We start from the raw sequence: 24,250 nt of genomic DNA, 5'->3' as shown, positions 1-24,250 counted from the left end.
GATCTTACGCCGCTTGTATACAAGCCGACGACAGTCGCCCCCGAGAAGAATCGCCGTTCTTTACGGACGGCCCATGCCGCGGTACTCCCAGCCGGCCTCGCGCCACACCGTGGGGTCGAGCACGTTGCGGCCGTCAATGATCTTCTTGCCGACCACCAGACCGTCCAGATCGGCGGGCACGAGGGCGCGGTACTCGGACCATTCGGTGAGCAGCAGTACGATCTCGGCGTCCTTCACGGCTTCGCTGGCGTCGGCCACGAAGTGCAGCTGCGGGTGCTTCGCCTTCGCGTTGGCGATCGCCTCGGGGTCGGTGGCGCTCACCAGCGCGCCGAGCCCGTTGAGCTGCACGGCCACGTCGAGCGACGGCGAATCGCGGATGTCGTCCGAGTCGGGCTTGAAGGCGAGACCGAGCACGGCCACCTTCTTGTCGAACGCCTGGCCGCCGAGCATCTCGACCACGAGGTCGACCACGCGCTGACGGCGGCGGAGGTTGATGGCGTCGACCTCTTTGAGGAAGGCGAGCGACTCGCCGCGGCCGAGTTCTTCGGCGCGCGCCCCGAACGCCCGGATGTCCTTGGGCAGGCAGCCGCCGCCGAAGCCGATGCCGGCGTTGAGGAACCGGCGGCCGATCCGCGCGTCGAAGCCGATCGCATCCGCCAGCTCGGTGACGTTCGCGCCGGTGACCTCGGCGATCTCGGCGATGGCGTTGATGAACGAGATCTTGGTGGCGAGGAAGGCGTTCGCCGAGACCTTCACCAGCTCGGCGGTGGCGTAGCCGGTGACGACCAGCGGGGTGTTCTCGCTCAGCGCCTTCGCGTAGACCTCGTCGAGGGCGGCCTTGGAGGACTCGGCCACGGCCGGGTCGTCGGAGACGCCGTAGACGAGGCGGTCGGGCGAGATGGTGTCTTTCACCGCGAAGCCCTCGCGCAGGAACTCGGGGTTCCAGGCCAGCGCCGCCCCCGGAGCGACCTCGGCCACGCGCTCGGCGAGGCGAGCCGCGGTGCCGACCGGCACCGTGGACTTGCCGACCACGAGGTCGCCGTCCTTGAGATAGGGAAGAAGGCCTTCCAGCGCCGCGTCGACGTAGGTCATGTCGGCGCTGTACGAGCCGGGCTTCTGGGGGGTGCCGACGGCGATGAAGTGCACCGTGGCATCCTTCACGGCCGCCATGTCGGTGGAGAAGGCCAGGCGGCCTGAGGCGCTGGCAGAGGTGAGGATCTCCGGCAGGCCGGGCTCGAAGAACGGCGCCTTGCCCTCGGCGAGCGCGGTGATCTTGCGCTCGTCGACGTCGATGCCGATCACGTCGTGACCGAGCTCCGCCATGGCCGCCGCGTGCACGGCTCCGAGGTATCCGCAGCCGACAACGGAAATCTTCATAGAAATACTCCAACCCCAAGGATGTCTACCAACCACCGCGCTGTGCTGCCTGAACCATTCATAGCAGGTGTCGGGGGCACCGGTTAATCTGCGCCAGAATGGACCGGAGCCGAGATTCCCGCCCGAGCACCACACGAGGTCCCAGACGAGGAGAAGATTTGTCCCAGGCTTTGGAGAGCATGCGCGGTAAGAAGCTGCTGCTCGTCGCATCCACCGGCGGCCACCTCTCGCAGCTGCACCGGCTGTCGGAGCGGATGCAACCGGCCGAGGACTCCCTCTGGGTCACCTTCGAGAAGCCGCAGAGCACGTCGCTGCTGAAAGACGCGCGGCACCGGTTCATCCCGTACATCTCGCCCCGCGACTACCTGGGGGTGCTGAGGGGGATGCGGATGTTCCGTGCCCTGCTCGCCGAGGAGTCGTTCGACGCCGTGGTGAGCACCGGGGCGGCGATCGCGCTGGCCTCGCACCTGCCGGCCCAGCACGCCGGGCTGCGCACCGTGTACATCGAGAGCGTCTCGCGCTTCGACGGTCCGTCGCTGACCGGCCGCATCCTGCAGCGGGTGCCGCGGATCGAGCGCTACGCCCAGCATCCGGGGTACGACGCCGCGCGGTGGACGCAGGAGTTCTCGGTGCTCGACACCTACGAGCGTGACGAGTCGTGGGCGCCGGCCGAGCCGCCGCGCAAGGTCTTCGTGACCCTGGGCACGATCCACCCCTACCGCTTCGACCGCCTCGTCGACAGGCTCGTCGAGGTCGCTCCCGAGGGCACCGAGTTCGTCTGGCAGCTGGGCTCGACCCCGCGAGACGACCTGCCGGGCGTCGTGAACACCGAGATGTCGTCGGCCGCCTTCACCGAGGCCGCCGAGACCAGCGACCTCGTCGTCACCCACGCCGGTGTCGGCACGATCATGGGCCTGCTCGACCTGCGCCGGCCCACCCTCGTGGTGCCGCGCCGCAAGAGCCACCGCGAGCACGTCGACGACCACCAGCTGCAGATCACCCGCGAGGTCTCGCGCCGCGGGCTGGCCGTCTCGGCCGAGGTGGACGAGATCTCCGCCGACACGCTCGTGCGGGCCGCGGCGACCCGGGTGCTCTGACAGCGAGCTGACCCGTCAGGTCTCAACACCCTGGCGTCGCGAGCGCTTTGACCCAGGCCGCAGACTGGTAGACGAGTTCGTCGATCCAACGACGAAGGTCGTAAGCGCGCTCGTCCGAAACGAATTGGACGAGGTGCTCGCTCGGCTCCACGCATCGGTCGAAAAGTAGCCGTGCCCGACTCACGTGCGTGACGGACGTGACGACAATCACCGAGTCCCAAGAGTGGTCCCGCAACAGGCCCGCCGTCAGGCGGGCTTCCCCCTGTGTAGTGAACGGATCGGGCGTGAAGCAGGTGACCTCGTACTCGGTGCGGTGCAGGCATAGATCACGCACCCGGGTGTGCTTGTCATCGTCCTTGAACCCGGTCGGCACGGAGATGATGATCTCGTCGGCGAGCCCGTCATCGACAAGCGACTGCGCCTTGACCAGGCGCTGCACGGTCGGCGGCCCGAGCACGAGCACCGCATCCGCACGCACGGGATCGTCCAGGTCGGGAAATACGATGATCCGGGCAGCGCCGATCGCCGCGGCAAGGACTACCACCGCCGTGACAGCCGCGACCACGAGTCGACGCGCGGAAAGGGGGCGCCGTGGGGTCGCACGACCTTGCGTCGTCATCCTCCGTCGACGGCGCCGTCCAAGCCCTCCTCTGCGAACAGCTCCTCCTCGAGGATCAGTTCCTCAACAGCAGGGTCTTCCGGGTCCGGCGGAAAATCAGCCGAGTTGTCTTTTCTCACGGCTCGAAGTTATCAGTTCTCCAGCCGCGCGTCGCGGCGGCGGCACTATCCGTCGAAACCGTCTCCATAGTGACGATGTCATACTGAGTGGCATGCCCGATGTCTGTATTGTCGGCGGCGGCCCCAACGGTCTGGCCGCCGCCGTGACCATGGCTCGTGCTGGCTTGTCCGTTGAATTGTTCGAGCAGGAACGCACTCTGGGCGGGGGCGCCCGCACGATGGAACTGACATTGCCGGGTTTCCGGCATGACGTGGGTTCTGCGGTTCATCCGATGGGCCTCGCCTCGCCGTTCTTCCGCGCCTTCCAGCTCGATCGTCGTATCGAATTCGTGGTGCCGGAGATCTCCTACGTGCATCCCCTGGCCAACGGTACTGCCGGCGTAGCGTTCCGCGATCTGGAGCGGACGGCGGCCGGACTCGGACGGGACGGAGTGGCATGGATGCGGCTGTTCGGTCCCATCGTCGACCGGATCCGCGGTGTGACCGACTTCACCGGGAACCAGCTAATCCGGATGCCGAGGGACCCGATTGCGGCCCTCCTCTTCGGGCTGCGCACCCTCGAGCAGGGTTCACCTCTCTGGAATCTCCGATTCCGCGAGGAGACGGCAGCCGCGATGATCTCTGGGGTCAGCGCCCATTCGATCGGGCGCATGCCCACCCTCGCCTCCTCCGGGGCCGGACTCGTGTTGGCCGCCCATGCCCACGCCCAGGGGTGGCCCGTCCCGGTCGGAGGCAGCCAGTCGATCATCGGGGCGCTCCACGACGACTTCGTCGCACACGGCGGCGTGGTCACCACTGGAACCAAGATCATCGACATCCGTGACCTCCCCAGGTGTCGGGCCGTGCTGCTGGATGTGTCCGCCCGTTCGCTCGCCGACCTAGCCGGATCCGAGCTGCCCGATGCCTACGTCGCGAAGCTGCGCCGTTTTCGGTTCGGCGACGGCATAGCCAAAGTCGACTACGCCTTGTCCGGCCCTGTGCCGTGGGCGAACGCGGAAGCCCGGCAGACGGGAACCCTGCACCTGGGCGGCACCCGCACCTCCATCGCGCGCTCCGAGGAGCAGGTGGCTAACGGTCACATTCCCGATGAGCCGTATGTGCTCGTCTCCCAGCCCTCGGTGCTCGATCCCACTCGTGCGCCGGAAGGCAAGCATGTCCTTTGGGCCTATACGCATGTCCCGCGCGGGTCGGTCCTCGACCCTACTGAGCTGATCACTGCGGCGATCGAGGCCTCTGCCCCCGGCTTCCGCGACACCATCGAAGCCTCTGCAGCGATGTCGGCCGAACAGCTGGCCCTCTATGATCCGAACTTCGTCGGAGGTGACATCTCGGCGGGCGCTCTCTCGCTGGCGCAGATGGCTGCGAGGCCGGTGCTGTCGACACACCCGTGGCGCACTCCCGGCGCTGGGATCTACCTGGCCTCGTCTTCGACGCCTCCCGCCACAGGAGTGCATGGTCTGTGCGGCTATTACGCGGCGCGGACCGCGCTTAAAGACGTCTTCGGGATGGATGCCCCGCACCTGGCCATCTCCGGTTAGAGTCCCCACGCTCCTCCGGGAGGTTGTATCGTGACAGTGAGGCCGTTGGGTGCCTCACCGGGATTTTGGGATCCCGTAGAGACTTTGGGGGTCTCGCTATGCACGGAACAATTTCGCGACGCATTTTTCTGGCAGCATCGGGTGCCGGACTGCTGACGTCAGTGGGTCTGAGCAGACCGACGGCTGCCTTTGCCGCCGGCCCGCAGACGCCGGGCTTGGCCGCTCTCTCCGGCACGGCGGTGGATGCGTCAGCCGCAATCCGCGCCTACCTCCAGGGGCGGGCGGGCTCGGTCGCGCTGACCGGTGATTACTTCCTCGACTCGGAAGTCGAAGTACCTGCCGCCGTCACCAAGCTCGAATTGACCAGTGGCTCCTCTCTGAAGATCCGTGGCGATCATTCCGCCTTGTCCCGCGTGGGCACGATCGTCTACCGCGAGCAGCTGACGACCGCGATGACGAAGGGCAAGACCGCTATCACGGTGGTGAAGCCTGACAAGTACAAGGCCAACGAATACCTTCTGCTCGCCGGTGACGACACCCTCGCAGGCGGCTCGGAGCGCTACGGTTACCTCCGTCGCATCACGACCGTGTCCGGGTCGACCGTCCAACTTGACAAAGCCCTGCCCCGCACGGTTCAGGTCAAGCCGCGCACGGCGATCGTCTCGCTTGCCCCTTCTCTCAAGATCTTCGGTGGCGGGCAGATCTTCCACACCGATCCAGCGTCCAGCACCTCCTCCTTGATCCGGCTGATGGCCGTGCTGGAGCCCCAGGTCATCGGGCTCGACCTGCATGACAACGGTGCCACCGGCGTGGTAGTGGCGCACTGCAAGGGTGGCGTCATCGACTGCACCATCCACGACCTTCTGGACGATGAGGCGAACGGCAAATTCGGCTACGGCGTCAACGTGACCGGGTCGACACGGGGACTAGCTGTGCGCGGGACGATCAGCCGGGTCAGGCACGCCGTCACGACGAACGCTGGTCCCTTCATCAGCGTCATGGGGTCCGCGGGGGAACCCGAGGACTGCACCTTCGAGCCGGTGACGCTCGACTGCAGCGACAAATCGGTCGACACGCACCGCCTGGGCTGGAATACCACGATCATCCCCCACATCACGGGCAGCCGCGGCGGAGTGCAAGTGCGCGCGGACAACACCAAGATCGTCGGGGGTACCATCGTGGGCTGCACGGGGCCGGGAATCTCGATCAATCCCGCGGTCACGGTTGCGCCAGTCATCACAGGCACCGTGATCAGCTATCTCAAGCCCTCCGGCACCGCGCTGCTGGCCGATGCCCCGGTCGTGGCGAACGACCTGCAGGTCTGGGATTCGTACGGCACGCAAATCGTTCTCTCATCCAACTCCACGATCACCGGAGGTTCACTCGGTGCCGGCGGCACCACGGGAGTCCGCTTTCGGGGAAGCAACAATTCGGTCACCGGCCTGAAGTTGGGCTCAAACATCACGACGCCCTACACAGAAGATACCGGTGCCACCAACAACGTCTTCACGCCCTCGAGCACCCCCACGGACCTCATGCCCGCACCGGTCGCCAGCGTCGCCCCCACCATCTCAGGCAATTTCATCGTCGGCGAGCAACTCAAGCTCGACGACGGTACCTGGAACGTCGCGCCACTGACGATGTCGTTCACCTGGATGCGCAATGGCACCCCGCTCTCGAACGCCACCAACCGGACGTACCGCACGTACGACGTGGTGAGCGGCGATGCGGGTCAGCAACTGACGGTCCTCGTCACTGCCAAGCGTGCGGGATACGCAGACGGCTCCGCGGCGAGCGCGCCCACCCCACCGATAGCGGCGGGCCGGACGCTCGCACCGACCGACGTTCCCGTTCTCACCGGCAATCCGGTTCCGGGTCAGACCCTGACGGTGACTCGGGGAACCTGGGACCCAGCTGCGCAGAACACCAGCTGCAAATGGTTCGCCGACGGAGTGGAGAACGGCAGCACGGGGTCCACCTATAAACCGAAGAACAGCGACAAGGGGAAGAGCATCTCGGTGATGGTCACAGCCACCCGCACCGGATTCACCACCGGCACGTTCACGACGCCGGGGGTGACGATCACGGCCTGAGAAGAACCAGGCTCAGTTTCGAGGAGCCCCGTCGAAGCCTGCGACTATCCAGAAGTCCTTGGTTGATCGACCTTCCAGGCTGGAACGCAGCGTGCGGGGTGAGGAGTTGAAGGCCCCCAGCAGCATCTGTTTGACTTTCTCCCGCTTCGTAGTCGCAGCGTGGTAGCGGATGCGCGCGGCTGACAGACGGATGAATCTCCGGTCGCCGAGCGTGAGATTCGCACGATGCTTCTGCAGATATTTCTCGAGCCCTGCCGCGCGAAAAGCCGTGCGACCGGTCAGCTGCCCTCCGGCATGCTTGCGCTGAAGGACGAGGGATTCCGGATTGACCGCGTAGCTCAGACCCGCCAACAGGAACCGGAAGAAGAAATCACCGTCGTTCTTCACCGGCAACTCCACATCGAAGCCGCCGATCTGGTCGAAGGCGCGCCGGCGCACCAGAAAGTTCGAACCGGTCACGCCCGGGTTCTCCGACGCGGTGGCTGCGGCTGGTAGTCCTGGAGCGATCCGGAGGCCCGGTGCGACCTCTTCACCCCGGAACATCTGTATCCACGTCGCCACGCCGTCCGCCGCCGAGGACTCCAAGATCGCAGACGCTGCGGCCAGGTAGCCCGGCTCCCACTTGTCGTCGTCGTCCAGGAATGCCAGCACGTCACCGGTGGCCCGGGCGGCTCCGAGGTTGCGCGAGCTCGACGCACCCGAGCCCCCGGCGTTCACGACGTAGAGAACCGGTATTGGGACGTCATCCGCAAGGCTCCGGCAGAGCTCCGCCGTCGCGTCATCTTCGAGATCCGACACGACGACTATTTCGGCCGGGAGCGTGGTCTGCCGGAATACCGACTCCAATGCTTCACGCAGGAATTCAGGACGGCCGTGTGTGGGGATCACGCAACTCGTGTCAGGCGTTAGGCGGCGTTCATCCACGCTTTGATCGCTCCCATCGCCTCATCCTGCTCGATGACCTTCTCGGCGAACAGCTCTGCCATCGACGCTCGCAGCCGGTCGCCGTCGGCGAGTGCGTGCCGCATGGCATCGGCTAGCCCGGCCGCTACAGGTTCTGCGTAGACCACATGCTCGCCGAAGTAGTCCTGGAGCACACGCTTGGGGCTCGTAACTAAAGGCGTATGCGCTTCGAGTGCTTCGTAACCCGAGCGTTGCATCGTGTCTTCGGCCGTCGTGATGGCTCCGACGACGCTCGCTCGGGAGCGCAGCAGCTCGTAATCGGCACGGGTGGCGAACCCGGTGAAGGTGATGTTCGGCGGCGCGGTGTCACGAACGCCCTGCGGGGCTTTTCCCGTCAGAACCCACCGGATCTCCGGAGTCAGCCGTGCCGCCGCTATGATCTCGGCGACCGGCTCGTCGTAGGCCCAGGCGAGCGGGACCAGAACGAACTCCCCGGCACTCGCATCAGCCAGCGCGGCATCATCAAACTGCTGAATGCTCGGTGCGATGAAGGGCCGAAGGTATCCGTGGCAGATGAGTACCGTCGCTCCGGCCTTCCGCGCTCGCTCCGCGAGCGGGGCATTGGTCAGCACAACCCTATTGCGCGGACGACGCGCGATTCTGAGGATCCAGGGGGTGGCCCATTTCCAACGCGGATCGTCGAAGGCGCCGGTGTGCATGTCCGCGGCCAGCTTCGAGCCGGAGCCCAGAGTGTAGAGCCACACACGCAACAATGAGAAGAAGGGGGGCTGCATGACCAGCACAGCGCCCGGTCTCTTTGCGCGGAGCATGGCGCCGGTCATCCGCCACTGCCGCCAGTACCGGCGAGGAAGCGATAGCCCCTTGCCGCCGTGGATGTAGACCGGTTCGATGCCCAACCCCTCGGCCATGCCCGCGCTCCGGCCGTTGAACTCGACCCAGCTGAGATAGATAGGTGCTCCCGAGTGGCCGCTGGTCACCATGCTGCCCCGGAATATGCCGGGCCACCGGCCGGGATGAGCCGGTCCCGGAGAAGAGCCTCCACCCGACCCGAAAGCGTGCCGGAGAGGTCGATCACCGGGATCGCGGAGTGGGCCAAGATCTCCTCGGTAATGTCGTTGTGATTCGTGCCGAGCAGGATGACATCGGCGCCTTCGATGCATTCCGCCACCGAATTCGTCAACAGCTCCGGCAGATTTGGCAGGGTCGCGTCGACGAAGCCGGCGTTGGCGCCCATGAGCCGAGACACGTCCACGACGGGGTCATACGCCTTCACCGCCATCCCCTCCGCCTGCAGAGCTGCCGCCACCCTTACGTAGGGGCTCTCGCGCAGGTCGTCCGTCGCGGGTTTGAACGAGAGTCCGATCTGCGCGATCGACTTCGCACCCAGGGCCTTGACCGTCTCCACTACACGGCTGATGTGGCGGTCGTTCGAATCGTTCAGGCTCTGGATGAGCGGCACCGGTTCCGACAGCGCGGTGGCATGGTGCTGGAGCGCCTTGACATCCTTTGGTAGGCAGGAGCCGCCGAAGGCGAAACCCGGACGCAGGTACCTGGCGCTGATGTTGAGATCACGATCCTGCACGAAGAGATTCATGACTTCGCGGCCGTCGATCCCGGTCGCCTGGCACAGCCGGGCGATCTCGTTCGCGAACGTGACCTTAACCGCGTGGAAGGTGTTCGACGCATATTTCAGTCCTTCAGCGACACCCGTCTTGACGACCTGGACCGGCATGTCGATCGAAGAGAAGAGCTCCGAAGGCAGCACGGCCGAGAGGTCGTGTTCGGCTCCGACCACAGTGATCGGCGGGTTGCGGAAATCGTTGATCGCTGTTGTCTCGCGCAGGAACTCAGGGGTAAAGGTCACGAAGAAGTCGGCTCCCTCAGTCAGACCCGACGTCTTTTCGATCAGCGGGATGACGACGTCTCGGGTCGTGCCCGGGAGCACGGTGCTGCGTAACACGACCGTGAGGGGCTTGCTCCGCTCCGCCAGCCGTTCCCCGAGCTGCACCGCCACGCGCCTCACATATGTGAGGTCGAGCGCACCGGTCTCGGCCGACGGCGTACCGACGCTCACGATCGCGACGTCCACCTCGTCGACCGCTGCGATATCGGTGGTCGCACTCAGGCGGCCCGCCGCATGCGTGCTGGACACGAGCTCGTCGAGGCCGGGCTCGACGATCGGCGTGCGTCCCGCATTGACCGCGTCCACCTTTGCTGGGACGGGGTCGATACCCACAACGGTGTTACCGGCATCCGCCAGGCACGCGGCCGTGACGATACCGACATAACCCAACCCAATGACTGCTACGTGCAATACGAATCCCCTCATCGCAGACGATGCGCCGGCTCAACCGGAACGCTCCCGATCAGCCTACCGTCTGAGAGTTAACGTCTCGTTTCGGGCGGCGACCCATCGTGTGTCGCCGTCAGGCGAAGTTCTCGGCCGGAGCTTTCTTGCGCGCCACGACGCCCTTGAGTGCACCGCGGGCTGAGCCTTCCGCCAGCGCGAGACCGCCGAGGATCCACAGGGGCCCCGAGGCATCCAGACCCCCGGCGGTCTCGGACACCATGCTGACGAGTACGGCCGAGGTCAGGGCGACGCCCGGCATAGTCGCACCGGCAGCGATGCCTTTGAGCAGGAGCCAGACGAGCAAGATGATACCGACCCAGCCCATTCCAGTGAGGAAGATGGCCGCGAGACTCTCGCCCGCTCCACTTCCGTCAAGACCCGCCTTGTTCACCGAGTTTCCGACGATCCCGAACCCTCCACCGAGCGGATGAGATATCGCGTAGGTGATTCCGTAGACGAATCCGTCGGCGTGACGTCCACTCTGGCCTTGCTGCGCGAACTCTCCGTACGCTACCACTGCCATTACGATGCCTACCGCGATGAACGCTAGGCGCCCCGAATACTTCGTCAGGAAGGGCTGCACGATCGCAAGAGCGAGCACGACCATCCCGCCGCGGCCGAGGGATGCGATGGTCATGCCTGCGAATAGCAACGCCAACACCAGGAAAAGCGCGTCTCGCTTCAGCGAAGAGAAGCGCAACCAGATGAATCCGCTCGCCGCAAGAATGCCGAACGAGGGTGGATTCAGGACGAGGCCGCCCACACGGGAGAGAACTGTACCGTCAGAGAGGAAGTACCGGTAGGCGGCGGGCAGCCCGTTCTCCCGGATATTGGAATTGGAGAATGAATTGAGGTTGCTCGCCCCCGCCGGGTCGATCAGGCGGACGCCTGCGAGCTCCAGCAGTCCGTAAGCGCAGCCGATGGCGATGAAGGTGATGACAACCGGAGCAGCTCGCTTGAGCTTTTCACGATCAACCACCAGGCCGAACAGGAGCAGCACCGCCGGCACCGCGATCTGCCGCAGTTGGTAGAAGCCGATCGACAGGTTGGCGGAACGCGCCAGAGTGATCACTAGGAGTCCCACGAATACGATCAAGACCAATACGACGCTGGATCGTCCTTTGAATCGGCTGGCGAGCCTCAGTACGATGTACAGCGCGATTCCGATGAGCACGGCGTCGTCGAGCCAGAGCGCGATCGAACTCCCCGTCAGCGCACCGACTGCGCGCTGACACGCGGATGCGCTCACCAGCAGCCCGATGATGAGGACGGGATTGTTCGCCATCGCGGCCAGCACCGAGGCGAGTCCGAAAACGATGGCCAGGATGGATACGATTCCGTCGGATCCGGCAGACACGGCGACGATCGTCAAAGCGGGCACCATGACCGCGGCCGCAGCTGCAATGACTACATCCCTCGCGTGAACGCGGTCGCGCAGTTTTGTGCCGGCCATGTGCCCTCCCCGCCCCAGTGTACGGGACCCACACGCCCTGAATCGGCCGAATAGGAATTCACACTATCGACGAGTGTCGAAAGCGCATTAGATTTGGTTTGGCTCCGCGACATCTCTACCACGCGGCGCCGGAGGCACCACCATGCTCGTCGATGAGCCACCCGCCGGATCCTCTGCGTCGGACACGTTCGGCGAGATCTCGCCTCCGAACCTCCTGAGCCGCCCACGCATGTACGACCAGTTCCTGATCGCGCGCGCGGAACATGCGCATCCCGCCGACTTCGAAACGAGTTCTCTCCTCGGCTGGAACATCTCGGTGAGCCCGAACCTGCCGCTGACTCGGATCACGGCACACGGGTCGGTAGTCGGTTGGATCCTGGGCTGGCTGATCCTCGAAGATGGTCGATTCAGCTACGAGGACGGGGCCCTCGATATGCCGGAACCCGGCCGTGAGGAATTTGAGGACGCTCTCTACGGACGTGCGGGCCGGTGGGCCTGTTTTGTCGAGATCAACGGTTCACTCCAGGTCTATGTCGATCCGTCCGCCTCGCTCGGGGTCGTCTACCGAGGCGAGGACGAATCGATCGCATCCACGACATCGATCTTGAATTGGGGCGATTCCGACAGCTTCACGCCGGAGAGGTATTCTCGGCGGGTCCTGGGCAAGAATCAGTTCTTCCCGTCCGGCCTCACCAGCGATGCCAGGATCCGGCGCGTACTGCCAAACCATCGGCTCGACACCTCGAATTGGCGCACGACGCGCCACTGGCCGACCAAGGCCTTGACGCGATTCACGTCCGGGGCAGAGGTGGAATCCGCAACCGAGCGTATCGCCGCCAGCACCAAGGCCGTCATGGACGCGCTTCTCGAGCACGGCACCATCATCGTGCCGATGACCAGCGGGCGGGACAGCCGCATCATCATGTCCTCACTGCGCGGGCAGCTGGACCGGTGCGAATTCTTCACATTCCGCTATCACGATTTTCGCAAGGCGGACGGGCCCTACGCCGAGGTCGTCAGCCGCAAGTATTCGCTCAACCATCGACTCGTCACGATTCCGACACCGAGTGACGACGATCGTAGGATCTACTTGGAAGCCGTAGGTTACGACGCCAACGAAGGTAAGGCCCGAGATTTCTACCTCGCTGCCGCTTCCCTTCCCAGTGACCGCGGCTGGGTGACGGGATACGTGGGCGAAGTCGGTCGCGGTTACTTCTGGCGGCCGGAGGACGGCGCTACAATTCCTGCGACGGACGATCTGCTCGCGCGCCTCAGACTGAATCACACGGCGGAAAACGCCGGCGCAGTGGAGTCCTGGGTGCGCGATGCCGTCTATGCCGACACTCGCCAGATGCTCGATCTGCTCTACCTCGAGCAACGTCAAGGCGCTTGGGCGAGCACGCAGTTGTACGGTGCCGCTCCATTTCGATTCAGCATCATCCCGATGAACACGCGTCATACGATCCAGGACATGCTCCGCCTGCCCGTCGATTACGTGCTTGGCGGGCAGATGCCGCGAGACATCGCCCGCCATGGATGGCCCGAGTTGGCGGCGCTACCATACGATCGACGACCCGGCATGCGGGGTCGCATCGACTACGCCCTCTTCCGTGTCCGCCGGGATGGCGGTCGGCTCTACCGCCGCCTGACCAACACTAAGAGCCGTTAGACCCTCCCGGACTAAGAGTTCACTTCGTTGTCGGCGGCCCCCTTATCGAGCACCACCGGAACGGTTGAGCGTCCGTCAACGGTCACGGACCCCACAGTGTTGCCCCTGCCCAGCACCATGACGCCCACAGGACCGCCATCGCTGATTTGCAATCCGTCGATCACGGAATCGTCGGCTAATTCGACAGCAACCCCTGAGGTACTGGTGATGGTGCAGTCTGTGATCGTGGCGGGGCCTCGACACCGGATGCCGATGCCATCCGTAATATTCGAGATAGCGACGCCCTCCAGTTTTGGGCCCACTGCGACGACGCTGGCCACGGTGATGCCGGACACCCGGGTGTCCCGCACGCTACCGCCCCGCACGGTGACGTTGTCTGCGCGCACCTGTACCCCGCCCGCGCCGCCCGTGACGTTCGGGATCATGGTGATGCCCCACCCGAGCCGGTGGGTGTCCACCGCTTTGTTGGAACAGTCGACTGCGCGGGGTTGGAAGAGACAATCCTCGGGCTCCCCCGCATAACCCACGCCCTTGATGTCTCCGCCGGCGTTGGTGGTCACCGCGTGACGGACGCGGGTCATGAAACCCGCCACCACGAGCCCGCGGGTGGAACCGGAGACGTTGACGCCGTATCCGAAGTAACGTTTGCCGTCGTCGAGCAGGTCGCGCACGGTGCAGTCGATGAGTCCGTCATGGCAGTGCGCGGCCGTGACGCCAATGCCACCGTTGGAGTGGACCTCGATACCGATGACCTCCGGGGCCTCGACGGCGAACAAGGTCACCAGGGAGTTGACGCTCTTCTCGGGATCGAGGCTGAAAACCTCGCCGCTGCCGTCGATGACGAGTTTCGGAGCGAGGGACACTGCCGATGTGCGCGGTGATTTGTCGATCTTGCGAGGGAGGGGCCGATCAATGTTGACGGTCGAGCCATCGATCGACGTCACCCGGCGTAGGTACCCGTACTTGGCCTTCGAGTTGGCTACCGTATTGTCACCGGTGAGCAGGAGGTACTCGTCTTCAGCATAGAGATCCGGCTCATCCGTCTCGAATGATGTGGCGCCCTCCTTCATCGCATGGCCGGTCTTCTCGCGGAGCACGATTGCCCCTTCCCGACGGAGTGCGGAATGACTTCCGCGCACCTGGATCGCGCTTCCCGCCGCCAAGGTCAGCCGTGAGACCGAGTAGGGCACGATGACAGCATCATCGACCACGTACCGCCCCCGAATGACCGCTCGGGGACCGGCGGACTTGAGAAACGCGGTCAATTCTGCCGTCGCGTCGCGATCGGTGCCGGCCAGCGCGTTGAGGGCGGGATACGACGTCGACTCGACGATGGACGGACCCAGCAATTGCTCTTTGTTAGCAGTGAACAGACCGCCACCAAGCAAACCGACGGCGGTAGTCACCGCTCCGCTCACGGCGACGAGGTTGAACGCGCGCCGGGACATCCTGCTTCCATCGCGTCGCTCTTCGCTCATCTCAACCTCTTCCATGACCATTCAAGTCATGATTTGTTTCGGCCGGGGGCCCCGAGCCTGTGAATCAGCGCCACATCCGGGACCGCGGCAGGCTGAAATCAGTCCTGGACGAGCTGGAGGTCTTGGCGTGAGGAACGCGATCCGCGCGCTTTCGGCAGTACCCAGCGAGCGAAGAGCACCATTTCGTAGACGAGATAGCAGGCACCGACCAGGCCGGCCACGGAGATGATGACGATCTTCATTCCATCCTCGATCTCCAGGGGAATCGAGGTGGACAGAGCCCAGGCGGCGAAGGCAAGCACGGGTACTCCCACCCAGGCGATCCGGCGCCAGACGGCCGTGCTCCACCGGGGCCCGGTTATACCGCGCCGCGCCAACCATCCCACGGCCAGGCCCCACGGCACGAAGGCCGCATATGCGACGACATTGGTGGTGAACAGAATGTTCATCATGATGAGCACCCCGACGTGGAACACCGAAGCGAAAGCGATCATGATACGGAACGAGCGCCAGCTGAGCACCGAGAGGATGATGCCCCCCTCGAGCAGAAGCGTGATCCAATCCAGCGGCTCCCAGAACACGGGCGTGGTGATGTTGCCGAACAGCGGCGCGAAGAACGAGTCGCGCCCGTCGATCAGCAGTTCGTACCAATAGTGCCCCTCGGTGGCCTGCGTACCCGGCTTCAGCCAGCCGCCGAGGAACTTCGGAACGGCCGCGGTGGCGAAGCCCACGCCGATCAGGAGGGCGAGCAAACGCAGCGGCCACTGCCGAACGGGCGCTGCGACGCCGTGCGACGCCAGCGAATCCACGGAATACGCCGAACCCCAGCCGGCCCAGACAACTAGCAGGGCTACCAGAGGGAGGAAAATCGTGTGGTCGATCTTCCCGAAGCTGTAGCTCAAACCGAACACGACGATCAGCAGAATGCCTGCTGTGACGGATGCGGTTCTCGTGAACACTCCGAACACGACCGCCGCCAGGGCCAGTGCCAGTGCGATTTCCAACCCGATCAGAACGCCCAGAGGAGGCAGGGACGGAAACAGGCGGAACAGCCCAGGCGGCGGAGCGAAGAATGAATCCGGATAGCCCGCCAGGAATTGAGCGTTGGGCAGGATGGCCAACGCGATCAGACCATAAACGACCCGGTAGACGCCCAGGTCCCGAGCGGTAAACGGCCCTCTCTGGACCCAGCGGTCGAAGAGCCTCATTGCTGGCTCCCCGTCAGGTCGATGACGACAGTCTTTGTCACTGTGTCCACCGGCTCGTGTTCACCCGTGACGTCGATCTTCCGGTCCGTCCAGTCCACTGTCATCCGCGTCGCCGTCTGCTCCGGGAACAGCTCGGCGAGGTCTTTGCGCAACCAATCCCGAGTGTCATCGGCTGTGGCTCGCGCCTCGTTGTAGAACGCCGATTTGAACACGGACTTGTCCAGCAGCTTCGAATCCGGGAGCACCTGCTCGAACCCTACTTCGGTACGGCTTCCGTCGGTGAAGTCCACATAGACGATAGGAATCTGCGCCGAGAGGATGTCACCCCTTAGCGGGGTACCCGCGAAGCTGGGCTGGAAGACACCCGGATATGGTTGCGCGACATACTTCTGAAAGACCAGTTCTGCAGGAAGCATCACAAGCGCCGCCGCGAATACGACCCGAAGCGCTATCGTGCGCTTACGGCTCCCGGCCCTCTGACGTGGCCGCAATGCCCCCGCCACGGTTTCTGACTCGTTCGTCACTATCACGTCCCCATTCATCGACCCAGGAGCTCGCCTCGAGCTCACGCGCGAATGGCACGAAGGTCACCTCTAGCTTTACACGATACGCATGCATGGAAGCGCCACCCTGTTCGGGGCCTGGACAGGAGCGAAATTATGTGATCGCGCTCCGAATCGTATCCCACAGCACACCGTCGAGTGCTGCCGTGAACGATGCCGTGAGGTGATGGGCATCGCGATACACCAGCGTGTCGTCGATGATCGGAGGGCACCAGTCGTCGCTGCACAGGTAGGGGTTCATGTCGAGCCAGACAGCGTCCTTCTCCTTGGCGACTTCGCGCTCGACATCGACCGCGCCTTCGTCTATCGCCGCGGTGGGCGTGCGGCCGCAGTAGTCGGCGTCGTCCAGATGGTCCGAAAGGCACAGAGCCGGCGTGATGCCCATCGTGGCGGTCTCGCCTACCACGACGACCTGCGTAGAATCAGGCAGCGCATCGATCGTCGCGCGCAAGCCGTCTGCCCAGTACTCATTGAAATCTTCGGATCCGTGCGCCACGTCGATCTCGCGAGCGTAATTGGCGAGCACGACGACATCCGGGGGGTCCGCAGCCAGCCGCTCGATCACCGCTCGGCGCCATTCGTCGCATTCAGGATACGGCTCGCTGTCGCGCAGACTCTGCACGGTGACGGAACTGCAAGCGCTCTTGGTGTTGGTGTCTAGCTGGATGTCACCCGCATCGGCGAGCTCCGCCAGGGGCGGATACCACTGGCTGGCGTGGGAGTCGCCGAACAGGACGACGCGCGGAGCGGAGTCGTCACCCACCTGGCAGCCTGCAGGGTCGGTCTGCTCGAACTCCAGGTGACATCCATTGGTGGAGACGACCGGATTGTCGTCACTCGCGTCCTGCAGCGCCGGCTTGAGGTTTACCGGGACGAAGTCCGTGCCGCGCGGTTCGACCGTCGGGCTGTAGGCCGGCGCGGACTGAGAGCTGGTGAGAGGGATCTTCGCCACCGCCACGATTCCCCCCGCGCAGACGACGGAGATCACGGCCGAGGCGGCGACGGTGAGGAGAAGCGTTCGTCTGGCGGGCGCCCTGATCAGGAATCGCTGATTCCGGAACGGGTCCTCGACGTACCGGTAAAGCAGCCAGGCCAAGGGAACGCAGAGGCCAGCGATGGCGAGCGTCCCCCACAGCGGTAGGGGATCACGATCTCCCAGAGCAGCCTGAGTCAGCAACAGCGCGGGCCAGTGCACGAGGTACAGGGAGTACGAAATCGTGCCGATGAACACGAACGGACGAATGCCGAGGACCGCGCCGGGGCCCGTCCGCACGCCGGCCGCTCCGCCGATGATGACAAGCGCCGCGGCGACCACGGGAAGCGCTGCGTTGAAGCCTGGGAACGAGGTCTTCTCATCGAAGGTCACTAGGATCACAAAAATTCCGGCGAGACCGATCCATCCGAGTACGCCGACAAGGTCGAGCACGCCCTTGCGATGCACGAACGGCCCGCTCAGGAGGAAGGCGACCAGACCCCCGACCCCCAGCTCCCAAGCCCGCGTGGGAAGCGAGAAGAACGCCCACGGTTGGTCGGTCCTCGTCAGTATCACGCAGAAGACGAATGACACCACGACCACGGCAGCAACGGCGATGAACAACCCTCGGCGCGAGCGCCGGAGGGCCAGGAAAAGCACAAGCAGAATGGCTGGCCAGAACAGATAGAACTGCTCCTCGACACCTAGAGACCAGTAGTGCTGGAAGAGTGACGGGGTGGTCTCGCTCAGGTAGCTGGTGCCCGTCACTGCGAACAGGTAGTTGGGCACGTAGAGTGCGGTCGCGATCGCGCCCTGCAACATCGACTTCAGCTGTAGAGGAGGCAGCCAGATGAGCGATCCGATGACGGTCAGCACCAGCACGACGAACGAGGCGGGCAGGATGCGACGCGCCCGGCGTGCGTAGAAGTCGGCGAACGAAATCCGCCCGTCCGTCTGGAGATTGCGGAGCAGATGGCTGGTGATCAGGAACCCGGATATGACGAAGAAGATGTCGACACCGACATAGCCGCCCGTCAAGAAGGGCACATGGGCGTGGTACAGGACCACCGCGCCCACCGCCACGGCGCGCAGTCCTTGGATGTCGACCCGGAAGGCTTGTTTCGGAGCAGTCACAACGGTCATCTCCTCGTCGTCTGGCTGTTCTGCGACAGAATCACCGACCGGAGGGGCTCCGGAGATCGTGTCGGATCTCGGACCACATGGCCTCGATTTCGTCCTTGACGTCGGCGGCGGCCGCCAGGATGCGCGGCCGGAGCTCATCCGAGTCGATGATCTGCCGAATCAAGCGGATCGAGTCCTCGGGAGCCCCCAGCGGGTCGGCCAGCAATTCCGGAGCACCGAAGTCGGCAGCGACATGCTCATACTTGTGACTCCACCCATGGATCACCGTCGGAACACCCTGGGACAGTGCGCTGACGACGGCGTGGTAGCGACCGGAAACGAGTAGCGGCGCGGAGCCGATCAGGCCTTTGAGTTCGACGCCATCAAGGCCGCTCACCACATCGAGACCGATGCCTGACTCGCGCTGCACACGATCGACGACGCGCTGCAGGATCTCGATGTCCCGCCGACCTTCATGTGCGAGCCCATAAGGACGCATCCCCTGCTCGCTGAGCTCGGTGACGATCGCCGCGAGGTTGTCCACATAACGCCCAGACGCCTCACCATCGGCCCGGGAATAGATGTTGATATTCGGCACGATCGGTACAGCGCCGCGATACTTTTCGTGCTCTGGTGGGAATCGGCCGGCCAGGACCGCCGTGAAGTCAGGTCGGCGTGTGAGCTTCCGTGGCACCCCTGCCGGTGCGAGGCCACGCACGTACGATTCCGACTCAGGGTCTCGAGCGAACACGATGCGCGACGCTCGAATCGCTGCGAGGGATGGCTCGGCTGTCTTCTCGAACGGTCCGAACGCCTGGGGCAGCATGTAAACCGGGACCCCACGAGAAGCCCATTGGGCGAGCTTGCCGGCTGTGTACTCCAGTGACTGATTCACCCACTGGTCCCCGTAGCGGAAGCCGGAACCGTCGAAAACGGCCTCGATCTCCGTAGGAAGCACCCAAGGGAAACGCTTCCAGATCTTTCGGAGCAGCGGCACCTTAGTCAGGGCTGTGAAGAGCCCGAATGTGCGTTGCGGCACAAGCGGGTAGACCCCTGCCATCCGCTTCTTCAGGTCGGCACCGTTGTGGAACTCGACTACCGGCACCGCGTCGAATTGCGTTCGGATGCGTTCTGCAGCGGCGAGGAGCATCAGATAAGCGCCCTGATTATTGAATTCGACGCCCACCATGAGGATGTACTTCTTTGCCAACGGATTCGCCCCCGGGTATCGACTGACCTGACTTGCAACGGTAGTCCACACGTGGAAAGCATCTCGTCGTCCAGGACGGGTTGTCGAACGCTCCAGCACCTCGACGTCGTCGGTTGGACCGCGCCCAATGTTACACTTACCCGCGACGCGGAGGCTTCACAATAAGGGGATCCTCAGCACGAAATTGCTCGCGCGTCGGCACCCGCACCCATCGACGCCGCTGGTCGATCCTGCCAATTAAGGAGACAGGTGGTCAGGTTTTCGCGCGATTCGCGACGGTCCATGGGTAATGGGTTTTGGAATGCCGGGCAACAGAGCCTATCGCTCGCTCTCAACGCTGTCATCGGAATCCTGCTCGTCGTCGCGGTGCCGGTGGACGAGTACGGGATCTACAGCTACGCCGTAGCGCTGTCGTCCATCGGCGTAGCGGTCATGTCGGCCGGTCTGGCCGGACTCGCGGTGCGCGAGCTGGTGCACGACCGGGCGGCCAACTCGGCCATAGTCGCCTCGCTCACCATCATCCGCGAATTCTTCGCGCTGGTCGGCTTCCTGATCATCGGCGCGCTGAGCCTCACGAGCGGCGATGGGCTCGCAATCGCCGCAACCCTTCTCGCCTCTTCCGCGCTCTTCGGACGTGCTCTGAATGCGCCAGAACTGTGGTTCCTCTCTCATTTGCGTAGCCGCAAACCGGCCATTGCGCGCATCTCGGTGACCGTGGCTCTCTTCGGGGTGCGCCTGGCACTGCTGGCGTTTTGGCCGAACATCTGGGTGATGCTCATCCTCTACTCGCTCGAGGGCCTCATCTCGAGCCTGATCATCATGTTCATGTATTTCCGGGACAAGGCCTCGCCAGGTTTCGCGTCGCCGAGCTTCAGCGCGATGTTCACCCTGCTCAGGCGGTCCTGGCCGCTCATGCTCTCGAGCCTCGCGGATCAGGCCAACCTCAAGTCGAGCGTGATCGTCATCCAGGCGCTTCTGGGGCCCGGAGCCGTCGGCGTGTACGCCGCAGCGTCCCGTCTCAGCGAGATCTCCTTCTTCCTGCCCGTAGTCTTCATGAACTCGACCTTCCCGGTGCTGCTGAAAGTGCGCAAAGAGAAGGGCGTGGACAGCCCCGAGTACAAGAAGATGCTGCAGCAGTCCTACGACCGCTCCTTCTGGGTGGGCGTGCTGATCGCGATCGCCGTCGTGGTGCTGGGGACCGTCGTGATCACGTACGTTTTCGGACCGGAGTACGACGACGCCAAGACCATCCTGTACATCCAGGCGGCGGCATGTCCGTTCGTCTTCATGGGCGCTGTGTACTCGAAGTGGATCATCGCCGAGGGTTACCTCTGGTCCTCCCTCGTCCGGCATGCATTCGGCGCCGGCGTCAACATCGCTCTCAACTTCGCCTTGATCCCGGTGATGGGCGTGGTCGGCGCAGCGGTGGCGACCTTGGTGTCGTACGTCACCGCTTCGTTCCTCGCCAGTTTTCTCGGACGGAAGTCGCGATTCGCCGGCGGCCAGATGGCCATGGCGATCGTGTGGCCTTTGCGGCTTCTGCGTGAATTGATCTCTGGGCCCGCACCAGCGAAAGGGACGGACGGACAGTGAAGAAAAAGGTAGTCGCACGAGCCACGTCGAAGGCACGTAAGGTATTCGGCCGGTGGGCCCTGCGGGGCAGCCGCTCGCGCCGCATGATCTATTACCGTCTCGTCAGCGAGGCGTTCGGACGCGAGGAGTCTGCGGTGGACGCGGGCATCGCCGCGTACCACGCGACCCTCGGCACCGGCCGTGAGCTGTACACGCTCCGACGCAACGTGCACATGCTGGAGAAAGGCCTGACGATGAGGCCGCGCCGTGACGAGTTCGCGCTCAGCTACATCGGCTCGACCGTGGGCGCGTTCGCCAAGGTCCACCAGTTGGGTGCGGAGTCGGGAGTCGGAGTCGACGAATCTCGTTGGATGCACACCGTGCTCACCCAGTACTTCGAAGCCACCGGCGCCTCGACTCATCCCAAGATCGAGCGTCTGCGCGGCACGTTCTCGGGACTTTCACCGCTGTCTCCGACGGCGGTATCCATCGCGAGCGGACCTCATCACCCGCGTCCGAGCCGGCCAGCCGTCTCAGTCGATGCACTGCGCGAGCTTGCCGAGAACCGCCGGTCCGTCCGGTGGTTTACCGGCGAGCCCGTCGATCGGGACCTTGTCGACGCGGCTGTCGCCATCGCAGCCGAGTCGCCGACGGCGTGCAACCGCCAGCCCTACCGTTTTCAGATCTTCGACGATCCGGAGAGCGTGGGCCGGGTGGCCGCCATCCCGATGGGCACTGCCGGATACGGCGAGCAGCTGAGCGGCATCATTGTGATCGTCGGCGACATGTCAGCCTTCTTCGACGAACGCGACAGGCACCTGATCTACATCGACAGCTGCCTGGCGGCAATGGGGCTCATCTACGGGCTCGAGGCACAAGGTGTGGAGAGCTGCTGCATCAACTGGCCCGACCTGCCCGACCGCGACAAGGCAATGGCCGATCTGCTCGGGCTCGCCTCACACGAGCGAGTGGTCATGCTCGTGGCATACGGACACGCCGACCCTTCCGGGCTGGTTCCCTACTCGGCCAAACGGCCGCTGGACGCCGTCCGCACATTCCGACGACTGGAGTAGCCATGTCTCTGCAGATTAGCTGCGTCATACCTACACACAACCGCGCGAATCTCCTCGACGAAGCTCTGGCCTCGGTTGCTGCGCAGACGTCCCCGCCGAGCGAGGTGATCGTGGTGAGCGACGTGATCGATGCTGCCGCATCCGCGGCGTGCGAGGACTTCCGCGCCCTCAGTACCGTTCCGATCCGCTTCGAGACGACATCGGGCGCTCCGGGCGGCGCCTCGGCCTCCCGCAACGCCGGCGCGCAGCTGGCCACCGGCGAGTACGTCGCATTCCTCGATGACGACGACACTTGGGAGCCGACTTTCCTCGAGGCCTCCGGCGCCGTTCTCTCCGCGGTTTCGGCCGATGTCGCCGTGAGCTGGATCACGATGTTCCGAGGCGACACCCGCAAGACCGGCCCTGCCATCCGCAGTGGCCTGACAGCAAAGGATGTGGTCGCCGTCAACGCCGGCACCACCGGAAGCAACATGGTCGTCTCACGGAGCTGCTTCGACCGGGTGGGCGGATTCGACCCCCAGCTGCGGATGAAGAACGACACTGACTTCTTCTATCGCCTGCTGAAGGCCGGGTACGAGTACGCCGTGGTCGAGCAGCGGTTGGTCAATCAACGTAAGCACGAATCTGGGCAGCTGACCGGCCACTCCGCCGCCCGAGCCGACAACACCGTGAGGTACCTCGAGAAGCACCGGTCCGACCTGACACGAGCGGATCGTCGGCAACTGCGCTTCGTCATCCACCGTATCCGCCGTCACTCGTCGCCCACCCGAATCGGCAAGCTTTACCACCTGGGTATGACCCTTGCGCACTACTCGCTCAGACAGTATCGGATCGACAGGAGCAACAAGGGCGACAAGGACTACTTCCTCGTGCCCTCGATCCCTTCGGAGTGACGGTCGTACGGGCGTACCCGGCGACGCCCCAACCTCCGTTCACGAGCTATGAACTTCAGGGCTGTCACGCCTTTGGCCAATCGTCGGATACGGCCCCAGACGAGCGCCCGTCGAGTACGGGGTGAATTCGGATGATCCTGCAGGAACTGACTAGGGTTCGGCCAGATCACGGCGGCCAATTCTCGAGGCCACCGTTTCATCGGCGTGCTTTTCAGGTATCCGATCCAGAGCCCCGTTCTCGAATCATGGGCGCGACGGTCATGCCACTCCCGTAATTGGCGCGCCGTCGCCGTGTAGCCGGTCGGGGGCTCCGCACCCAGCCGACGAAATAGGGGCTCGAGTGTCTCATTCGCGCCCACGACGGCCGACAGTGCGGCCAGCGAGCGCACGAGGTCCGGCTGCCGGGCCAAGCGCCGGGCCAACTGCTCGAATTCTGCGGCCTTCGACCGATCCCACATTTGCCGCAGGGAATGCAGTGCCAGAACGGCCGCACTGCCCGCGGGATCTGTGACCATGACGCGCGTACCAGCGAGATCGAGCGCCGTTCGAGAGCGCCACAAGCTCTCGAAAACGACGTCGTCGGGTGCGAGGAAACCGGGGAACCGCACGTGGATGTCAATGTCGCACGGCCATCGATCGTGTATGAGGGTGATGGAATGACTCCCCACTCGGTCGATGAACCAGTTGGCACCTCGCTCGTGCCATCCACGCGCTGATAGGAGCACGACGAGCCGCGCGGCGGAATCTCTCGGTACCCAGATGTCGACATCGGCATAGTTACGCGGTTCGCGAAGCCCCTGCGCCGCTAGCACGGGCCCCTTGATGACGAGGAGCGGGATGCCCTCGGCCCGCGCCACATGGGCTACCAGCGCGGCCGCGAGTTCCACCGCAGTCGCCTGTTCCAGCCGCGACCGACCCG

The 24,250-nt window shown here is 64.4% G+C and carries 20 protein-coding genes; 7 read left to right on the top strand and 13 right to left on the bottom strand.

Translation table 11 applies throughout. The annotated features are described in order from the left end of the window. Positions 1-60: 60 nt before the first annotated feature. The gene (locus ACN4JJ_RS02925; RefSeq protein ID WP_440708404.1) at positions 61-1,377 is read right to left on the bottom strand and encodes a UDP-glucose dehydrogenase family protein; all 1,317 of its coding nucleotides are present in this window, start codon (positions 1,375-1,377) and stop codon (positions 61-63) included. A gap of 179 nt (positions 1,378-1,556) precedes the next feature. Between ACN4JJ_RS02925 and ACN4JJ_RS02920 the strand changes: the two genes are divergently transcribed. Next, positions 1,557-2,474, top strand: coding sequence for a glycosyltransferase (locus tag ACN4JJ_RS02920; protein ID WP_440708403.1), 918 nt, complete (start codon positions 1,557-1,559; stop codon positions 2,472-2,474). Between the two features lie 22 nt (positions 2,475-2,496). Here the strand turns inward: ACN4JJ_RS02920 and ACN4JJ_RS02915 are convergent, their stop codons facing one another. Further along, on the bottom strand, positions 2,497-3,039 hold the full coding sequence (locus ACN4JJ_RS02915) for a YdcF family protein (RefSeq protein ID WP_440708402.1): 543 nt from the start codon (positions 3,037-3,039) through the stop codon (positions 2,497-2,499). A 50-nt stretch (positions 3,040-3,089) separates the two neighbouring features. Continuing rightward, on the bottom strand, positions 3,090-3,212 hold the full coding sequence (locus ACN4JJ_RS02910) for a hypothetical protein (protein WP_440708401.1): 123 nt from the start codon (positions 3,210-3,212) through the stop codon (positions 3,090-3,092). A 92-nt stretch (positions 3,213-3,304) separates the two neighbouring features. Between ACN4JJ_RS02910 and ACN4JJ_RS02905 the strand changes: the two genes are divergently transcribed. Both ACN4JJ_RS02905 and ACN4JJ_RS02900 read left to right on the top strand, forming a co-directional pair. Further along, positions 3,305-4,750: a phytoene desaturase family protein gene (locus ACN4JJ_RS02905; protein ID WP_440708400.1), complete on the top strand. Its 1,446-nt coding sequence runs from the start codon at positions 3,305-3,307 to the stop codon at positions 4,748-4,750. 98 nt (positions 4,751-4,848) lie between these two features. Beyond that, positions 4,849-6,843, top strand: coding sequence for a hypothetical protein (locus ACN4JJ_RS02900; protein ID WP_440708399.1), 1,995 nt, complete (start codon positions 4,849-4,851; stop codon positions 6,841-6,843). Positions 6,844-6,855: 12 nt separating this feature from the next. Here the strand turns inward: ACN4JJ_RS02900 and ACN4JJ_RS02895 are convergent, their stop codons facing one another. The 4 genes from ACN4JJ_RS02895 to ACN4JJ_RS02880 all read right to left on the bottom strand — a co-directional run bounded on the left by ACN4JJ_RS02895 (position 6,856) and on the right by ACN4JJ_RS02880 (position 11,570). Then, the gene (locus ACN4JJ_RS02895) at positions 6,856-7,767 is read right to left on the bottom strand and encodes a glycosyltransferase family 2 protein (RefSeq protein ID WP_440708398.1); all 912 of its coding nucleotides are present in this window, start codon (positions 7,765-7,767) and stop codon (positions 6,856-6,858) included. Next, a complete protein-coding gene (locus tag ACN4JJ_RS02890) occupies positions 7,749-8,747 on the bottom strand; it encodes a glycosyltransferase family protein (protein WP_440708397.1) in 999 nt (332 codons plus the stop codon). The genes ACN4JJ_RS02895 and ACN4JJ_RS02890 overlap by 19 nt, the downstream gene beginning before the upstream one ends. Next, positions 8,741-10,081, bottom strand: a complete 1,341-nt coding sequence (locus tag ACN4JJ_RS02885) for a nucleotide sugar dehydrogenase (protein WP_440708396.1) — start codon at positions 10,079-10,081, stop codon at positions 8,741-8,743. Before ACN4JJ_RS02885 ends, ACN4JJ_RS02890 begins: the two co-directional genes overlap by 7 nt. Positions 10,082-10,193: 112 nt before the next feature. Next, the gene (locus ACN4JJ_RS02880; protein WP_440708395.1) at positions 10,194-11,570 is read right to left on the bottom strand and encodes a hypothetical protein; all 1,377 of its coding nucleotides are present in this window, start codon (positions 11,568-11,570) and stop codon (positions 10,194-10,196) included. A gap of 142 nt (positions 11,571-11,712) precedes the next feature. On the opposite strand from ACN4JJ_RS02880, the gene ACN4JJ_RS02875 reads away from it, so the two are divergent. Beyond that, positions 11,713-13,239, top strand: coding sequence for a hypothetical protein (locus ACN4JJ_RS02875; RefSeq protein WP_440708394.1), 1,527 nt, complete (start codon positions 11,713-11,715; stop codon positions 13,237-13,239). Between the two features lie 11 nt (positions 13,240-13,250). Here ACN4JJ_RS02875 and ACN4JJ_RS02870 read toward each other — a convergent pair whose 3' ends face one another. The 5 genes from ACN4JJ_RS02870 to ACN4JJ_RS02850 all read right to left on the bottom strand — a co-directional run bounded on the left by ACN4JJ_RS02870 (position 13,251) and on the right by ACN4JJ_RS02850 (position 19,793). Continuing rightward, complete coding sequence (locus ACN4JJ_RS02870) at positions 13,251-14,738, bottom strand: hypothetical protein (protein WP_440708393.1); 1,488 nt, start codon at positions 14,736-14,738, stop codon at positions 13,251-13,253. 77 nt (positions 14,739-14,815) lie between these two features. Then, entirely contained in the window at positions 14,816-15,925 is a 1,110-nt protein-coding gene (locus tag ACN4JJ_RS02865) for a hypothetical protein (RefSeq protein WP_440708392.1), read from the bottom strand. Next, positions 15,922-16,455 carry a hypothetical protein gene (locus ACN4JJ_RS02860; protein ID WP_440708391.1) on the bottom strand — a complete coding sequence of 178 codons (534 nt, stop codon included), beginning with the start codon at positions 16,453-16,455 and terminating at the stop codon, positions 15,922-15,924. Before ACN4JJ_RS02860 ends, ACN4JJ_RS02865 begins: the two co-directional genes overlap by 4 nt. Positions 16,456-16,582: 127 nt before the next feature. Then, positions 16,583-18,604, bottom strand: a complete 2,022-nt coding sequence (locus ACN4JJ_RS02855; protein ID WP_440708390.1) for an acyltransferase family protein — start codon at positions 18,602-18,604, stop codon at positions 16,583-16,585. A gap of 31 nt (positions 18,605-18,635) precedes the next feature. Then, entirely contained in the window at positions 18,636-19,793 is a 1,158-nt protein-coding gene (locus ACN4JJ_RS02850; RefSeq protein WP_440708389.1) for a polysaccharide pyruvyl transferase family protein, read from the bottom strand. Positions 19,794-20,075: 282 nt separating this feature from the next. Between ACN4JJ_RS02850 and ACN4JJ_RS02845 the strand changes: the two genes are divergently transcribed. Genes ACN4JJ_RS02845 through ACN4JJ_RS02835 form a run of 3 tightly spaced genes read left to right on the top strand, consistent with a single transcriptional unit; the run spans position 20,076 to position 23,331 of the window. Next, the gene (locus tag ACN4JJ_RS02845; RefSeq protein WP_440708388.1) at positions 20,076-21,386 is read left to right on the top strand and encodes a flippase; all 1,311 of its coding nucleotides are present in this window, start codon (positions 20,076-20,078) and stop codon (positions 21,384-21,386) included. After that, the gene (locus ACN4JJ_RS02840; protein WP_440708387.1) at positions 21,383-22,438 is read left to right on the top strand and encodes a nitroreductase family protein; all 1,056 of its coding nucleotides are present in this window, start codon (positions 21,383-21,385) and stop codon (positions 22,436-22,438) included. The genes ACN4JJ_RS02845 and ACN4JJ_RS02840 overlap by 4 nt, the downstream gene beginning before the upstream one ends. Positions 22,439-22,440: 2 nt before the next feature. Further along, positions 22,441-23,331 carry a glycosyltransferase family 2 protein gene (locus ACN4JJ_RS02835; protein ID WP_440708386.1) on the top strand — a complete coding sequence of 297 codons (891 nt, stop codon included), beginning with the start codon at positions 22,441-22,443 and terminating at the stop codon, positions 23,329-23,331. Here ACN4JJ_RS02835 and ACN4JJ_RS02830 read toward each other — a convergent pair. Continuing rightward, positions 23,298-24,218: a nucleotidyltransferase family protein gene (locus tag ACN4JJ_RS02830; protein WP_440708385.1), complete on the bottom strand. Its 921-nt coding sequence runs from the start codon at positions 24,216-24,218 to the stop codon at positions 23,298-23,300. The two genes, ACN4JJ_RS02835 and ACN4JJ_RS02830, sit on opposite strands and share 34 nt — an antisense overlap. Between the last annotated feature and the right edge of the window lie 32 nt (positions 24,219-24,250).

The sequence above is a fragment of the Herbiconiux dendrobii genome (assembly GCF_052048175.1).
In the GTDB taxonomy this organism is placed as follows: Bacteria; Actinomycetota; Actinomycetes; order Actinomycetales; family Microbacteriaceae; genus Herbiconiux.
Note: the sequence above shows the minus strand (reverse complement) of the source record. Positions and strands in the feature narration are given on the sequence as shown.

What these genes read in the sequence shown, in the direction of transcription:
- ACN4JJ_RS02905 (WP_440708400.1), top strand. Translation starts at nt 3,305, where the DNA reads ATGCCCGATGTCTGTATTGTCGGCGGCGGCCCCAACGGTCTGGCCGCC.
- ACN4JJ_RS02900 (WP_440708399.1), top strand. Translation starts at nt 4,849, where the DNA reads ATGCACGGAACAATTTCGCGACGCATTTTTCTGGCAGCATCGGGTGCC.
- ACN4JJ_RS02920 (WP_440708403.1), top strand. Translation starts at nt 1,557, where the DNA reads ATGCGCGGTAAGAAGCTGCTGCTCGTCGCATCCACCGGCGGCCACCTC.
- ACN4JJ_RS02880 (WP_440708395.1), bottom strand. Translation starts at nt 11,570, where the DNA reads ATGGCCGGCACAAAACTGCGCGACCGCGTTCACGCGAGGGATGTAGTC.
- ACN4JJ_RS02855 (WP_440708390.1), bottom strand. Translation starts at nt 18,604, where the DNA reads ATGACCGTTGTGACTGCTCCGAAACAAGCCTTCCGGGTCGACATCCAA.
- ACN4JJ_RS02835 (WP_440708386.1), top strand. Translation starts at nt 22,441, where the DNA reads ATGTCTCTGCAGATTAGCTGCGTCATACCTACACACAACCGCGCGAAT.
- ACN4JJ_RS02925 (WP_440708404.1), bottom strand. Translation starts at nt 1,377, where the DNA reads ATGAAGATTTCCGTTGTCGGCTGCGGATACCTCGGAGCCGTGCACGCG.
- ACN4JJ_RS02890 (WP_440708397.1), bottom strand. Translation starts at nt 8,747, where the DNA reads ATGGTGACCAGCGGCCACTCGGGAGCACCTATCTATCTCAGCTGGGTC.
- ACN4JJ_RS02865 (WP_440708392.1), bottom strand. Translation starts at nt 15,925, where the DNA reads ATGAGGCTCTTCGACCGCTGGGTCCAGAGAGGGCCGTTTACCGCTCGG.
- ACN4JJ_RS02845 (WP_440708388.1), top strand. Translation starts at nt 20,076, where the DNA reads ATGGGTAATGGGTTTTGGAATGCCGGGCAACAGAGCCTATCGCTCGCT.
- ACN4JJ_RS02875 (WP_440708394.1), top strand. Translation starts at nt 11,713, where the DNA reads ATGCTCGTCGATGAGCCACCCGCCGGATCCTCTGCGTCGGACACGTTC.
- ACN4JJ_RS02870 (WP_440708393.1), bottom strand. Translation starts at nt 14,738, where the DNA reads ATGGTCATGGAAGAGGTTGAGATGAGCGAAGAGCGACGCGATGGAAGC.